The organism is Pseudomonas sp. 7-41, from assembly GCF_021233075.1.
In the GTDB taxonomy this organism is placed as follows: Bacteria; Pseudomonadota; Gammaproteobacteria; order Pseudomonadales; family Pseudomonadaceae; genus Aquipseudomonas; species Aquipseudomonas veronii.
Genome location: NZ_CP089552.1, coordinates 173,322 through 187,487 on the forward strand (window position 1 = coordinate 173,322; position 14,166 = coordinate 187,487).

The window sequence follows — 14,166 nt, forward strand, 5'->3', positions numbered from 1 at the left end:
TCCCCATAGGGGAAGACTCCCCCAGTGGGCGGTTTATTTTGTGCAGGTTTTACGCAGCAACTACCAGATCAATCACAGACAGGCTGTCTTCACTGGTTTTTTTGGTGAAGCTTACGACTGGTGTGAGCCCGTGATAAACCAGCTCGGCACACAGCGAATGCATCATCCATGGCGGGCAACTGACCAGAACGGTAGTTGTGCCAGATTTCTTTGCTTCAGCAAGGGCAATTTCGGCAAGTCGCTCAACGCGCTTTGCAACACTTTCCTTGGTCGGCAACACCGGGAAGAAAAGGAGACTACGAATCTCCTGAAATTCCTTCCAACTCGTAAGATCACGAACCCCGAAGGATTCGAGTTCACGGGTAGTTTTAAACTTGGTCAGATTAACGACTTCGTTGGTATTGCTCATATTCTCAACTCCAGTTTTCAGAGCGGAGAAATCCCATACGGGTTTCCCCGCATGGGTAGGTTTTTAAGCTGATTAGAGTCGCAGCTAACGACCCGTGCCAGGCACGGACAAACATCTACGCTCATGCGTGGATGGTTGATTCTGGGGGTAGCATAGGTCAAACGGACTTATGCTTACTTGAACAGCCCCGATCGGGGCTGTGAGGGTTCTTGAGCTGCAATAGCGCGCAGCTTACGCACCTTTCGGTAGGGCCATGATGCCTATTTACAGGGATGCCTGCAACCCTCTGGGATCACGCAAATTTGCGGTCAAGCAGGCCCGGAGTGGGTAGCGCTTAACGCCCGCGGTTTGCCTTGTCGATATCAATGATCACGATTCCTCAGTCGATCTGCTCGATGCGGCCATCTGGATAAACGCGACGATGACCACCACCGTTGCGGTTCACCTTTACGACGAACCCCGGCCAGATTTGGACGATTGCCATTCAGCTTTTGCATGGTCTGTTCCTTCATCATGGCTCGTTTCCCTATGCGTCCAGCTTTGGAGGGGCTGGCTTGATGAACACCATCACCCCGAGCCAATTCATTAATACATGACCTGGTGCGGAGAAGTCGCCACCGGGCAGCAATCGAAAGCGCTTACTGGCTCTGATTTCGACCTGCTTCGAACGAATGGTGAAGATCACGTTTCCTATCCTTGAATTTCAGACCAGCTTCAAATGTGGGGGTACGCTGTCGGTTACGTGCGCCTGCATCATCGGCTGCATCACCATTATTTCGAAGCCCATTTCTTCAAACCACCATTGCCCCATACGTGCAAAGTCATCGGTGGGGAGCGCCAAAAAACCATTACCGTCAGACCAAAACATGCGGCTCACTGGATGGACAAAATCCAGTTCGCAATCGCCGTTCGGATAGACGCAAACAATCATCTCCCATGACCGATCTGGCGGCGAGGGCCACTGATAACCTTCCGGAGCCATGCGTTTACGAGTACCACCCTGATAGCGCCCTGACAGGCCATATACGAACGCCCGCACCTGCCACGTTGCCACAGCGTTACCCTTGGCTTGCAGATCGGCACAGACGCGCTTGAATGCCTGGCGCACCAGTGGCTTTGGCAGCCTCCACACAAAGCAAGAAATGCCCTGCTGGTAGAACGCTTCAAAATCCATCGCGGGATAACCCGCTTCGTCGGTCGCTCGTTCCAGATAGTTCATGGCTTTTTTCCTCAGACTTCTAAGTCAGGGTCGATGACCCATGTTTTGCCCTTACTGACAACGGCCAACGGCCAACGGCCTTTGGCTAAGGGCATAGATCGCATGCCTGGTCGAGAGCTTCCCGGTAAGGTAGTGGCGTGCAACGCTGAGTACATATCGCATGGGATTTTCCTATGCTAGATCACAGATGCCCTAAGAAGAAATAACGGTAAGCGGCATAAAAAATCGTTCCAAGAATCACCTCAACTGCAAACAAAATAGCCAAATCGAAAACACCCAGTTCTTTCTTCAAGGCCCAGATAAATGTTGTGACTGCGACACCTGCGAAGATCACGGCAGCAACAATATGTTCCATTTCTAAATTCATTGATTTTCCCTCAATGGGTGCAAAAGCTGCTTCCCTTTACCGCCTCGGCCCCGGTTCGAGGCCAGGGCTGTGGTGTACGTTTTCCTCGGTATTCGTTATGGGCTCAGATTCTCACTACTTGCTAGGAACCCAAGCCCATCATCAAGTGGGCCGACGCGTGCCACCAGGCCCGTTTTCCTACGCAGCTGCGTATTCAGCGACAACGGCGCAGTGGTCCAGGGAAACTTAGCCGTACCACTGCGATCTGTTAGATATGGCCTCGGGCACCGTCCCAGAACGATTTCAGACGGAAAAAAAACGCTGGGAGCAGGATCAGCACCAAGCTCGCTACTACAGATAAGGTCACCACCGTCACCGCACCGTTGAGTGCATGCCACATGCCGATCTCGAGATAGCGCGTCCCCAGATCCGCTGCTTTGATGATGAACGCCATTGCTATGCCTTCTCCTTGGAATGGGATCATCTGGAGCAAGAAAATTAATCCGCCGAAAGCGACCGCGATGATCGCGAATCCCTTGAGACCCAGGGCGATATCGGCTGTGCTTGGGATGGCGTGCATCGATATAACCAGGATGAGTAACGCCAGAGCAAACCCCTGCAATGAGCCAGTACCCAGGTCGACGATCGCGGTAACAGAACCGGTGGCCACAACGCCGATCCAGACAACCAACGGCACCAATCCCTGGTCGGGAAGGCTCTGATCGTATGATGTGCCAAGGGAGAGAACAGCGATTGCGCCTCCGGCCAACAAGGGCGCTATGCCCTGAACAAGGAGACCAATCGAGTTGCGCAGAGAAAACGGGCTGTAGGAAAACTCGACGTAGCCCAGCTGCCCAGTGATTGCATCCGGTGCGAATAGAGCAAGCTTCCTGATTCGCAGGCCGAAGAGCAGGCATGCAATCGCGTGCGCCATTTCATGTACAGGTCCGCCGATGATTCCAGTGTTCCGATAGACGATCCACGTCTTTACCGAAAACTGTGACACCAGCTTACCCCAGACAAAAATCGCGCCGGCCGGCACCAGTAAAAGCGCGAGATAGAGGTAGATCATGCGCGCTGCCCTGCTGCGGCTTCCATCTCCCGCTTGGCCTCAGCGTGACTTTTTTGGATCACGACCTGGGTGATGCTGTTGATCACCAACACCTTCTTTGCTCTTGTGGCTGCGACATAGAGCAAATTCAACTCATCAACCCGCTGATCAGGGGTGATCTTCTCTTCGTCGAAGATGTCTGGGAAATCTTCTTCCAGGACAACCACATCCCACTCCAGCCCCTTCGAGCGATGGCAGGTGCTAACAATCACATCTGCATCAAGAGGATCATCTGTTGAGTTGCGGCGTAGCGCCGCGATCAACTTCGGAATGTCGTTGTGCTCCTTGAGTATCCTGAGCATCCGATTCATCTCGGCATCCTTCGACTCCTCTGCCGCTTCGGCAAACCCTCCAAAGTCGCTGAACTGCCCGAAAAGGCGTTTGTTGCGGATCTCATCCTTGCGGCCGACCTTCAGATGGTAAACATCCTCGAGGTCGGAGATTTGGTATGCCTCAATCCCCCCGTTCCAGTAGACAACTTGGCCGTCAGATACAGCATCGATGGCCGTCATGATCACGCCAATCACCGTTCGGTTGAGCACGGTGTAGTGGTTACATCCAGAGGGCAGCGATGTCGTCACTTTGTCGCGGGCACCGTACCCAACCAGGGGACGAGCTTCCCCTTGCTGTTTGAGGATCGCGTTGGCTACGCCGGCAATCATCGGCCCGAACCGGAAAGAGTTGGTCAAGAACATCGACGCTGCGCCCTGCACAATCTGAGTATCAAGCGCATTCTCAGCTCCTCGCCAACGGTAGATCTGCTGCCATTTATCGCCGACGAAAATCTTCCTCGCCTTCTGACCTGCGACCAGGGAGGCGGTCACAGGGTTACTGTCCTGAGCCTCATCGAAAAGGATCACGTCATACGGCAGCTGTGGATTGCTGAGCTGGAAGAGCTTCAGATATGCGTCATGCTGGCAGGGGAACTTGCTCTCGGTATCGATCATCGCGTCCCAGAGTTTCTGGGCAGAATTTATCGTCCGGTCAAGGTGATCGGCTCCGTGCTCCGCTGCCTCTTCCTCGCTGAGCGCAGCAAAATAATGCGCCTCACTGATTTCTTCGTCAGCGCTCGAAAGGTAGGCATTGAGCACAGCGATAGCGTCTCGAACATCTCCCCAGCTCCGTGTTTTGAGGAGCCCAGCAGCATCCGTCAGACGGATATTCCCGAGTTTGTGCTGATAGTGTCGGCCAAATTGTGGCCAGGCCAACTGGTGAGAAGTTTTGCACACGACGTTTTTTGGAAATTTCTCGGCACCTTCATCCCGAATTGCACGGTTGTACGCCAGATAGAGCATGCGCAAATGGCTGTGATGGTTGGCATAGGCAACAAGCGTAGTCGTCTTGCCGCACCCGGCATAGGCCTTCACCACCAGATGGTCACCTTGGTACTCGATGATGGGGAGCTGTTCTGCGGTCGACTTCATTGAGGCGACTCCATTCTGTTTTTTGCACATTTGCCGCCATAGACAGACAGCGCTGCTAAGCACCAGAACGAAAACACGGCATCAATTAGGTCGCCCATTGGGAGATGGCGAACAACCAGGGCTACCGGCTCTGTCACCACCAGGAACGTCGCATACCCTGCAACGGCATGCATGCCGAAGGTGCGCAAGGCCGCTGCGATGAGAAGGGCAAATAGCGCGCAAGACACCAAGCTATGCGTGGAGCTGGAGCCTGGGGCGAAGTGGGTACAGGCGACGACTATGCCAACCGCTACTGCCATCAAGCCAGCAGTGTGACGACTGGATATCGAGCGCAGCTCTTCGCCGCTGTGCCTGAATGTCAGAATCATGACTGCGTGCGAGCCGATGCCTGCAAGGTAGTCAATGAGTAGTGATCGGCATATCGCCGGAGGATATTTTTCGCTGGGCATGTGAGTCTCCTAAGGTGAGGAGATCGTTTCATGCAGGTCGCGGGGAAAGGTCTGGTTTCGGGCGGTTTTTTGGTCTGAATTACGCAGACGCCGCCCCAGATCGGGGCGGCTGGAGGGGGCTTACTGGTTGACGCGTTCCTTGAAGGACTTGCCAGGGGTGAACTTTGGCTTGATCGAGGCAGCGATGGTGATCGGAGCCCCGGTAGACGGATTACGGCCCTGACGCTCGGCCTGCTTGGTTGACTCGAAAGTACCAAAGCCCACGAGGCTAACCTTGTCGCCGCCGGCAACGACATTTTGAACCGTCGAGATAAGGCTATTCAGCACCTCTCCCACGGTTGACTGACTGTGCCCGCTTTCGTCGGCAATCGCTTTGACGAGTTCTTGACGATTCATTCGCTTTTACTCCTTGGTTGTTGAAAAGTCGCATGGGTGTTGAGTCCCAGCTGAAAGCATTGAAACATGGCTCTGCATAATCCCAAGCCGCCGGCTCACCCGAATCGGCGTTTGCTTTTGGCGCGACGGACGTTATAGCCCTTCACCCAGCTTTTCATGTCTTCGCTCGGTGGTTTGGGTTGCACGGTACTGATCCATGCGCGATCTGGCAGCTCTTTCATGTATGCCTGGTATGCGTACTGAGCCCACCCGTCTTTTTTGCCGGTCTCACGGGCGTACCCAAGCAGCTCACAGAATGTGTGCTGTTTACTGGTCGGCCCGAGCACTTTGCGTCGATCGTCTAGCTTCACCAGTTTGCCGGTGGCCACCGCCACCCCATCCGGTATTACGATTTCATTACCACACTTCGGACAGAGCAATCCGCTGAAAACAAAGCTGCACTTCGGACATGGCTTGGTTTTTTTCTCCTGATCGCCTTTGTCCTGCGGGCGGCGGTCAAGACGCTCCCCTTCCCCATTGTCCATAGCGTCGGGCACCTCGTCCGTTGGCTTCCCGTTAAGCAAGAGGTTCCCGGAGTGGTCAATGATAATGCAGTCGATTTTTCCAGTTTCAGGCGAGAGTCGCAGCCCGCGGCCAATCATCTGGTAGTGAAGCATCAGGGACTTGGTAGGCCGTGCTATTACGAGGCAACTGGTCGAGGGGTCATCAAACCCCTTGATCAGCATAGCCACTGAGACCAAGACCCTTATCTTGCCCGCTTTGTACTGGCGCAAGATCTCCTCGGTCTCATGCGGCAGCATATAGCCATCGATATGGGCTGCGGCCACCCCAGCTTTTTGAAACTCAGCAGCGAGCTTTTTGGAGTGCTGGACATTGCAGGCGAAAACCATTGTTTTGCGGTTTTCACCCAGTTCTTTCCAGTGCGTTACCACGTCACCAAGCAGCTTGGCGTCACCCATGACCGTGGCAAGCTCGTCCTCGATCCAGTCACCATTCGGCTTCGTGCTCACCCCCTTCAGAGAAGGCACGGAGGGCGCGTAGCACTGCGTAGGTACAAGGAAGCCTTGGTCTGTCAGCTCAGAAAGGGAGATGCAATTGATTAGCCTGTCAAAGATGCGCCCCAGGCCCCGCCGCCATGGGGTAGCGCTGAGCCCTATAACAGGCACCTTGTTCCGCCGGCACCACGTAATCAGCTCGATGTGGGCTTCATGGATGACATGCGCCTCGTCAATGAGAACAAGGTGAGGTTTGTGATGGTTGAGCATGTAGTCGAGGCGCGGACGCAAGCTCTGGATCGTTGCAACCTGGATGGGTTTTCGGTAGTCCGTGCAGGGATGGTCTGACTGAATTGCACCGGCGACCAATCCATCTTTGTAGAACCGCTCAAGCGTCTGATCGAGCAGCTTCACACTGTCGACTATGAACCAGGCCCTGCGGTTCTTCGCCTGCGCACCGGCAATGATGTGCTTGGCCACCTCTGTCTTACCGGAGCCCGTGGGACTCATCAGCATCTGAATGATCGCGCCAAGGCTTATGCCCTTGCGGAGTTCAAAATCCTGCTGTTGTTGGTAGGGTCGAAGCTGCATCGAGGTTTCTCGCTGTACGAACTACAGGTAGGAAACCATCGCTTCGAAATAACCCAAGCCAGGTGGTCGAGCCGTGGGATGGAGGCGGCAACAGAGCGCAGCCTGATTGAGGGGGATATTTTTTCCTGCCAATGCACGCCGATACAGGCTCTTCCTGATGCTCGCGCCTTGACTTGGGTTTTCCGGCCGGCGTGTGACTGTGTTCGACATTGCCTGAGCTTTCGCACAGGCGTCGACGCAGGCCAAGAGATAGGAGGCATGATGGATGACGTAGGAGAGGCGCGTGCTCGCAAGTTCGCTGAGTCACTGCGCGATGCAAGCTGGGTTATCGATGATGATGCAGCCGGCGCACGAAATGCCGTTGGATTCTGGCTGTACTCATACAACCTGGTGGCTGGCCCCCGACTCGTTGGCCAGCTGACGCTGGATGGCTATCGAGCAATGCAGGGTGGCGAGGATCTGAAGAATCTTGGAGGCCTTCGCCCAGCCGATGTTCTCGGCGCAACCCTCACCGCCTATGACGCTTTGCCAGAGCAGCGCCGCAATGCAGCGGAGTCCCAAACCGTAATATCAGCGCTGTCGCTATACGCCAGTTCTACTATGACCTGGCAGGCGCTGCCGCCTCTCAAAACTGGGGCACACCAACACTTCATGGTGTTCGATTGGCTCACGGCTTCCGGCAAGAGGATTTTTCGCCCCGCAGCTGCAATCACCGGTTCCGTTCTTGCTCCTGAAATTCTGACCGACTTCAGTAAGCAAGTGCTCACCGCCCATTTGTCGAAACACCCCCACGAAACGCCTTTCTAACCCCAAAACTACAAGGACTTTGCTCATGCCAATACGTCACATCATCGTTCATCAGATCGACAAAAAACCCGATGGAACCCCCGCGGTGTTGCATGCCCGCGATACAGAGCTGGGAGCTTCGCAGGCCATCGAGAACATGCTCGCGGACCTCAACGAAAGCTACAACGCCAAGCAGGGCAAGGCTTGGGGTCTCTTCCACGGGGAGTCAGGCGCTTATCCCTTCAGCCGATGGTTGAAGGATTACCTCGACGAAAGCCAGGACTTCACCGCCTTCAGCCGCCATGCGGTCGAGCACCTGCAAAAACTGATGGAAGAATCGAACCTCTCAACCGGCGGCCACGTCCTGTTCGCCCACTATCAGCAAGGCATGACCGACTACCTCACCGTCGCTCTGCTGCACCACAGCGAAGGCGTGGCGGTGAACGACACCCTGGACGTGACCCCAGCCAAGCACCTGGATCTCGGCCAACTTCACCTGGCAGCACGCATCAACATCAGCGAATGGCAGAACAACAAGCAGTCCAAGCAGTACATTTCGTTCATCAAGGGCAAGAACGGTCGAAAGGTCTCGGACTACTTCCGTGATTTCATCGGTTGCCAGGAGGGTGTAGACGCCCCCGGCGAAACCCGTACCCTGCTCAAGGCATTCAGTGATTTCGTCGAGAGCGAGGATCTGCCAGAGGATCAGGCGCGTGAGAAGACCAATACCCTAGTTGGCTACGCCACCAGCCAGGCGAAGTTGGGCGAGCCGATGACGCTGGAGGAGCTGTCTGGGCTGATCGATGAAGATCGACCGAAGGCGTTCTACGACCACATCCGCAACCGCGACTACGGACTGTCGCCTGAGATCCCAGCGGATAAACGCACCCTCAACCAATTCCGCCGCTTCACCGGCCGCGCCGAAGGGTTGTCGATCAGCTTCGAAGCCCACCTACTGGGTTCCAAGATCGACTACGACGAGAATGCCGGCACCCTGACCATTCGCAATCTACCCACTCAGTTGCGTGATCAACTCAAGCGCGGCTAAAAAAATGCCCCGTCCATCTCTGGACGGGGCAGATCCTGCTTAGTCTGGCAGTGTTCCTGCTGGGCCTTAGCGCAAGCTCAGGCCGTCGAACCCAAGCCGCAATGAGAGCTGATCGGCAACCGAAGCGCCGATCTTGCTGGCAAAGCGATCCAGGGGATTCTGTTTGCGGGTGAAATCAACGATCTTGCTCACACCTACGACTTCACGAGCCACGTAGTCAGAATCACCAAGGCGATCAACCAGCCCCAGTCCCACCGCTTGCTCGCCCGTCCATATCAGCCCCGAGTACAGGTCGGGATTCTCCTTGGCTTTCAGACGATCTCCCCGACCAGCCTCTACCGAGCGAATGAATTGGTTGTGGGTTGTTTTGAGAACCCCTTCCCAGAACTTCCTCTCCTCAGGATTTTGAGGCTGGAATTGATCCAGGAAAGCCTTGTGTTCCCCGGAGGTATAGGCGCGGCGTTCAACCCCAAGCTTTTGCATGAGCTCAACGTAACCGAAGCTCGCCGCGGTGACACCGATCGATCCGACCAAACTTGCCTTGTCCGCAAATATCTCATCGGCTGCGCTGGCGATGTAATAGCCACCGGAGGCACCCAGATCTGTGATGACGGCATAAACCTTCGTGTCTGGATGCAGTGCACGCAAGCGACGAACTTCATCGTAAACATGGCCCGCCTGCACGGGACTTCCGCCAGGGCTGTTGATTTCCAAAATCACAGCTTTCGTATTCTCATTTTCAAAGGCCTTGCCGAGGCTGCGCTTCAGGTTCTCAGCGCTCGCTTCCTCCCCATCCGCAATCACTCCCCTCACCTTGATTTTTGCTGTTACCGGCACATCGGCCCCAACGCCATCAAGGTCTGCCCTTCCGCCGACCACAAAAGCAGTCACGACGATCCCAAGAGTCGCGAGACGGAAAAAATTCTTCCAGCGACGTGCTGCACGCTGCTCTTTGATGCTTGCTTGCAGCGTTCGCTCCAAGACTTCGAGGCTTTGATCCATGGGATTTCCGTCAGAAAATTTATACACGGCTATTAAACACTGCGGAGAAGCAATCCTGAACAGGCAACGGGAACTTGGGATTCTCGGCGGTCGTGAGAGAAGGAGGCGGATCACTTATACGGAGAACCATTTATGCAGGTCGTCACGCCCCAAGCCCGGAATCGGGCTGGACTTACTCTCAACCTGGTCATTGGAGTTATCGGCTCACCGCAAGCGCTTTCTCGGCTGAAAGCCAAGCTCGAATTAGCCGTTGAGGACGCTTTGCAAGGGCTCTCACAAGAGGCCAGCCATGAGCTTGGAATTGAGATTGGTCGCTGGAACATCGAAACGTCCACCTCCCAACCAGAAGGCGACGGGTCGGCATCGAGCGGGCCACCCCCTGGTCATTCGGTAGAACAGCTGGAAGCCCCCCCGAAGCCCGCATCCGAGGCCTCCCTGAAGGCAGGATTATGCCTATGAGCGCCACATCCGCCGTGACACAAAACCTCGAGCACGAGCGCTTTGTGGTGCGGGATATCTCTGACCAGTATGAGGCCCCGACCTTTGACCTGATTTTCCGAGACCAGGAGCACGGAGTTGAGCGTTGCTCCGACAGCGTGTGGAGTTCGCACGAGCAAGCCTCGGTAGCAGCGGAGGCACTGGAAAAGGCGGATCGCCGTCCAGTTCACTGGGGTGTGTTGAAGAGCCTCTAAACGGAGACCCATAGAACTCAGGCGACCATTTGTGTCGCCTTTTTTCGCGCTATCAGCCCCCGTGACTCAATCAGCCAGGTAGCCGGCAGTATCGAGGCGACTTGGGTATTTCAGGCATGCCTATAGCGTGGCCAATGCAACGCGGCCGAAACCGAGGAGAAAAACACCGCAAACCACAAACAGCTTAGCCCGCTTTCAGGCGATAAAACCGCCTGAAATCGGGACATTCCTCAGTCAGTACCTAACAAACTATCCGGCGACCAACCACCAAGGATCATCAGTATGCAATTCAACAATTTCTCATCCTCCTCCAAATCTCCCCTGGCTCTCGGCTTGATTGCCGTTTCGGCCGTTATTGGCGTGGGTCTGCTGCTGGGTTCGTTTTACACCGTCGACGAGAAAGAGCGCGCAGTAGTCCTGCGCAACGGTGCCTTTATGGAGGTGGCAGATCCAGGCCTGCATTGGAAAATCCCCTTCATCGACAGCGCCAAAGCGATCTCGATACAGAACAACGCCACCAAGTGGGACGGCTTGCAGGCGTACAGCCGTGACCAGCAGGCTGCAACGCTGTCGGTCTCGGTCAGCTGGCACGTGCCGGCAGGTGAGGTCGCGGATGTCTACAAGAGCTACGCCGATCTGGACGGCCTGCTGACAAGGGCGATCAGCCGCCATGTCCCGACACAGGTAGAAAACGTCTTCGGTCAGTACACCGCCGTCAACGCCGTACAGCAACGCGGCAAGCTGGTTGCCGATATCGCCACCGCAATCAAGGGCGCAATCAGTGGACCGGTGGTGATCGACAGTGTGCAAGTCGAGAACATCGACTTCAGTGACGCCTACGAGAAGTCGATCGAAGAACGCATGCGCGCTGAGGTTGCCGTGAAGACTCGTGAGCAGCAACTGGCCACTGAGCAGATCCAGGCGCGGATTGTCGTCACCCAGGCCCAGGCTACCGCGGATTCGGCACTGGCCGCCGCACGTGCCGAAGCGGAAAGCATCCAGCTGCGCGGCGAAGCGGAAGCAAAAGCCATCGACGCCCGCGCCCGCGCCCTGGGCAGCAACCCCGGCCTGGTCGAGCTTACCAAAGCCGAGCGCTGGAACGGCGTGCTGCCTACCACGGTACTTCCAGGCGGAACCCTGCCGTTCATCGACGCCAAGAAGTAATCCATTCTTCCCCCCTAGAAGCCCGCAAGCCTGACCAGCTCGCGGGCTTTGTCATTGAAAAAGGAATCTACCAATGTCCACAGAAATTCCCTCTTCCGGTATGCCCAAGCAGGCCCTGCTAACTCAGGCTGAAAAGATCACGGGCATTGTCATCGCGGCGGCTGGCTTGCTGATCTTCGCGTGGCTGGCGATCTGCGTCCTCGCATCCGCCTGGTTGACCTTCCAGGTGCCTATCACCAACGAAGATATGCGGAACGCATCGTTCCTCAGCCCTCGAGTTGGTCTTTACTGGCATGGCTCCGTAATGGGGGGGCTACTCGCGCTGTATGGGCTAGGGCAACTGCTATGTCTGCGCGTAGCCGGCTTCTTCCTGGTCGTGCTGGGCATGTCCTTCATCTTCGCAACGTCCGAGGTAAGTGCTCTGCGTCAAGGCATCTTGGACGGTGATATGAAAATCGGCTGTTTCAGCTACGAGTCACTGGAGTGTCGGAAAATGCTCAAGCTGCCAGAGGGTGACGGACAATCCATCTACCGTAAGCCGAGCCAAAAGAGAGAGGGTGGTTACGCGCCATGGTATGAGCCGATCCGGGCACATTTGCATGCCAAGGTTACGGCTCTGCTGCCAAACACCATTCCCGGTGTTGCTTTTCTACAGAGCCCAGTCATCGCCGCGTTTCATGTCGGCAAACTACAGAATGTAGTGGAAGCACAGCGCAGCGATGTATCGAAATTCAGGGCCTCGGTAACCCAGTAGACATGCCGGTGGCAACGGAGAGAAAAATGCACCGAACCATACCCAGCTGCACCTTCTTATCGCGTAGCGAGGCTGAAGCATACTCGTCAGGCCCCGACTGCCACCTGATATCGATATCCGATGGCCTTGAAGATCAGGCCCGCATCGACGAAGCACGGTGGAAGAGCGTGAGCTACCACCACTTCATTGATGCTGGCTTTGACGAAGAAGTCATCGAGATATACGGGCCAGATTTTGAGCGGAATTACGTCGACTACTTGCTCAGCAGCAAGGCTGACGTGCTGCGGGAGCGCATCCGTGAAATTGCAGATCAAGGGGAAAATATCGCCGTCAATTGCCAGGCCGGGCGATCCCGGAGTGCCGCGGTTGCTTTGTATATCAGCAAACATCATGGGTACCAGCTACATAAGCCGACCCCAGACGCAAACCAGTGCGTCTACCGGATGTTGGCCAACGATGTTCACCTGATGGCAGCCTACCGTGCGGCAAGAACACCAGTGGAACCAGAAGCGCCAAAGCGAAGCCTTCTTTCGGCGATCAAATCGCTGTTCTCCTGAGAGAGCAGAAGACCGCAGCGAGTCATGGTAAATTAGGCCCTGGGCAGCTTCATGGTAGAAGCTATGCTCCCAAGGCACTCCTCCCCCTCCTGTCTCGTCTGTGGTGCCGCTGAAGCTGCTCGTTTTATTACCAAAGCCCGCCAGGCTTAACCTCGGCGGGCTTTTCTTTGAGCAACGCACTGTCGCTCAACCAGCCATTGGGTTTTCGGCTAGCCGCAGTACGCTCATAGCTGAATCTTTTGTCACCCACATGCAGTCAAGGAACGGATCATGAATGTTGAAACAACGCGAGCGGCTTACATCGAAGAACGCCGGCAGACAGAGGCCGAGTGCAAGGCCCGTGCCGCCGAAAAGCTCAAAAATCACCAGTACACCTGCCTGGTGAAGCAGCCCGACGTTGAGGTCTGGCGTTGCAAGGCCGAGAGCACCACCGCCTATGCCTTCGATATCATGATGACCCGGTTCGGAATCGCCGTTGTCGGCGATATCGGCGACCTGACGTTCAGTGTCGGCCTGGGCTATGGCATATCGTTCCTTGCGGGTGATGACGTCACCTACTACCTGCACACCAAGCTCAACGAGTCCCACAAAAAGCAGGTATTCAGCACAACCCTGTTCCGCCAGGTACTGGTGTCGAGCATCTGCCGGGAACTGCACGACAACTGCTCCGAGGAAATTTGGGACGCCCTGCCAGCCTGGGCGCAGGATGCGGACCTGGTTCGTGGTGAGCATTGGGGGGAGTTCCGCGCCCTGACCGTGACCAACCGCCGCGATCTGGAGAATGGCGATGATCGCTGGATGCACTGGGACGACCTCTTTGACCTCGCTGAGAACATCGGTTTCACCGAAGAGGCGCACCAGTTCATGCGCGACAATGCCGAGGTCCTGTGCCTCGGCGAAGAGTGGTACGAGCACCGGATAACGAAGACCTGCGACAGCCTTTATGCTCAGCTCTACATGATCAACCACGCGGCCAAGGCGATCATGGCTCAGGCCGATCAAGCCGCTGCTTGAGGGAAAACAAGATGCTTAGGCACTCACCTTCAGATGTACCTCGCTTGATTGACGGGGAGTCACCGAAACTCATCGCGTTGACTGCCACCTACGGCCTGCACGTCCTCAAGGTCACTGACTACAACTGTATTGATGAGGGTGACGAGCCAAACTGGAGCACGGCATGTAGTGACGGCTGGAGCGTTGAACGGACTGACATCATCTGGTGG

General features: G+C 55.8%; 17 protein-coding genes. 7 read left to right on the top strand and 10 right to left on the bottom strand.

The genetic code is table 11. The features are described 5' to 3' along the window. Positions 1 to 49 precede the first annotated feature (49 nt). The 9 genes from LQ249_RS31280 to LQ249_RS31320 form a co-directional block, all read right to left on the bottom strand. Positions 50 to 409: a hypothetical protein gene (locus LQ249_RS31280; RefSeq protein ID WP_011077955.1), complete on the bottom strand. Its 360-nt coding sequence runs from the start codon at positions 407 to 409 to the stop codon at positions 50 to 52. A 526-nt stretch (positions 410 to 935) separates the two neighbouring features. Continuing rightward, on the bottom strand, positions 936 to 1,094 hold the full coding sequence (locus LQ249_RS31285) for a hypothetical protein (RefSeq protein WP_016971293.1): 159 nt from the start codon (positions 1,092 to 1,094) through the stop codon (positions 936 to 938). 18 nt (positions 1,095 to 1,112) lie between these two features. Then, complete coding sequence (locus LQ249_RS31290; RefSeq protein WP_011077954.1) at positions 1,113 to 1,628, bottom strand: hypothetical protein; 516 nt, start codon at positions 1,626 to 1,628, stop codon at positions 1,113 to 1,115. A 181-nt stretch (positions 1,629 to 1,809) separates the two neighbouring features. Next, a complete protein-coding gene (locus tag LQ249_RS31295; protein ID WP_016502338.1) occupies positions 1,810 to 1,995 on the bottom strand; it encodes a hypothetical protein in 186 nt (61 codons plus the stop codon). 247 nt (positions 1,996 to 2,242) lie between these two features. Then, complete coding sequence (locus LQ249_RS31300; protein ID WP_011077953.1) at positions 2,243 to 3,046, bottom strand: hypothetical protein; 804 nt, start codon at positions 3,044 to 3,046, stop codon at positions 2,243 to 2,245. Continuing rightward, positions 3,043 to 4,509, bottom strand: a complete 1,467-nt coding sequence (locus LQ249_RS31305; RefSeq protein WP_232566654.1) for a 3'-5' exonuclease — start codon at positions 4,507 to 4,509, stop codon at positions 3,043 to 3,045. Before LQ249_RS31305 ends, LQ249_RS31300 begins: the two co-directional genes overlap by 4 nt. Then, the gene (locus tag LQ249_RS31310; protein ID WP_232566655.1) at positions 4,506 to 4,958 is read right to left on the bottom strand and encodes a hypothetical protein; all 453 of its coding nucleotides are present in this window, start codon (positions 4,956 to 4,958) and stop codon (positions 4,506 to 4,508) included. The genes LQ249_RS31305 and LQ249_RS31310 overlap by 4 nt, the downstream gene beginning before the upstream one ends. Positions 4,959 to 5,078: 120 nt before the next feature. Then, positions 5,079 to 5,354, bottom strand: coding sequence for an HU family DNA-binding protein (locus LQ249_RS31315; protein ID WP_011077950.1), 276 nt, complete (start codon positions 5,352 to 5,354; stop codon positions 5,079 to 5,081). A 95-nt stretch (positions 5,355 to 5,449) separates the two neighbouring features. Next, the gene (locus tag LQ249_RS31320; protein WP_232566656.1) at positions 5,450 to 6,940 is read right to left on the bottom strand and encodes a DEAD/DEAH box helicase; all 1,491 of its coding nucleotides are present in this window, start codon (positions 6,938 to 6,940) and stop codon (positions 5,450 to 5,452) included. Between the two features lie 258 nt (positions 6,941 to 7,198). Here LQ249_RS31320 and LQ249_RS31325 point away from each other — a divergent pair, with 258 nt between their 5' ends. Next, on the top strand, positions 7,199 to 7,747 hold the full coding sequence (locus LQ249_RS31325) for a hypothetical protein (RefSeq protein ID WP_232566657.1): 549 nt from the start codon (positions 7,199 to 7,201) through the stop codon (positions 7,745 to 7,747). 25 nt (positions 7,748 to 7,772) lie between these two features. Next, a complete protein-coding gene (gene yejK, locus LQ249_RS31330; protein ID WP_232566658.1) occupies positions 7,773 to 8,774 on the top strand; it encodes a nucleoid-associated protein YejK in 1,002 nt (333 codons plus the stop codon). Positions 8,775 to 8,840: 66 nt separating this feature from the next. Here yejK and sppA read toward each other — a convergent pair whose 3' ends face one another. Further along, positions 8,841 to 9,776, bottom strand: a complete 936-nt coding sequence (gene sppA / locus LQ249_RS31335; RefSeq protein WP_011077946.1) for a signal peptide peptidase SppA — start codon at positions 9,774 to 9,776, stop codon at positions 8,841 to 8,843. A 455-nt stretch (positions 9,777 to 10,231) separates the two neighbouring features. Between sppA and LQ249_RS31340 the strand changes: the two genes are divergently transcribed. From LQ249_RS31340 to LQ249_RS31360, 5 genes are all read left to right on the top strand, one after another. Then, positions 10,232 to 10,468 carry a hypothetical protein gene (locus LQ249_RS31340; RefSeq protein ID WP_020190244.1) on the top strand — a complete coding sequence of 79 codons (237 nt, stop codon included), beginning with the start codon at positions 10,232 to 10,234 and terminating at the stop codon, positions 10,466 to 10,468. 282 nt (positions 10,469 to 10,750) lie between these two features. Next, a complete protein-coding gene (locus LQ249_RS31345) occupies positions 10,751 to 11,632 on the top strand; it encodes a prohibitin family protein (RefSeq protein ID WP_011077945.1) in 882 nt (293 codons plus the stop codon). 73 nt (positions 11,633 to 11,705) lie between these two features. Continuing rightward, positions 11,706 to 12,386, top strand: a complete 681-nt coding sequence (locus LQ249_RS31350) for a hypothetical protein (protein ID WP_020190243.1) — start codon at positions 11,706 to 11,708, stop codon at positions 12,384 to 12,386. Between the two features lie 26 nt (positions 12,387 to 12,412). Then, positions 12,413 to 12,943, top strand: coding sequence for a dual specificity protein phosphatase family protein (locus LQ249_RS31355; RefSeq protein WP_020190242.1), 531 nt, complete (start codon positions 12,413 to 12,415; stop codon positions 12,941 to 12,943). A 270-nt stretch (positions 12,944 to 13,213) separates the two neighbouring features. Next, positions 13,214 to 13,957 (top strand): hypothetical protein, encoded by a 744-nt coding sequence (locus LQ249_RS31360; protein ID WP_020190241.1) that lies wholly within the window; start codon positions 13,214 to 13,216, stop codon positions 13,955 to 13,957. Positions 13,958 to 14,166 lie beyond the last annotated feature (209 nt).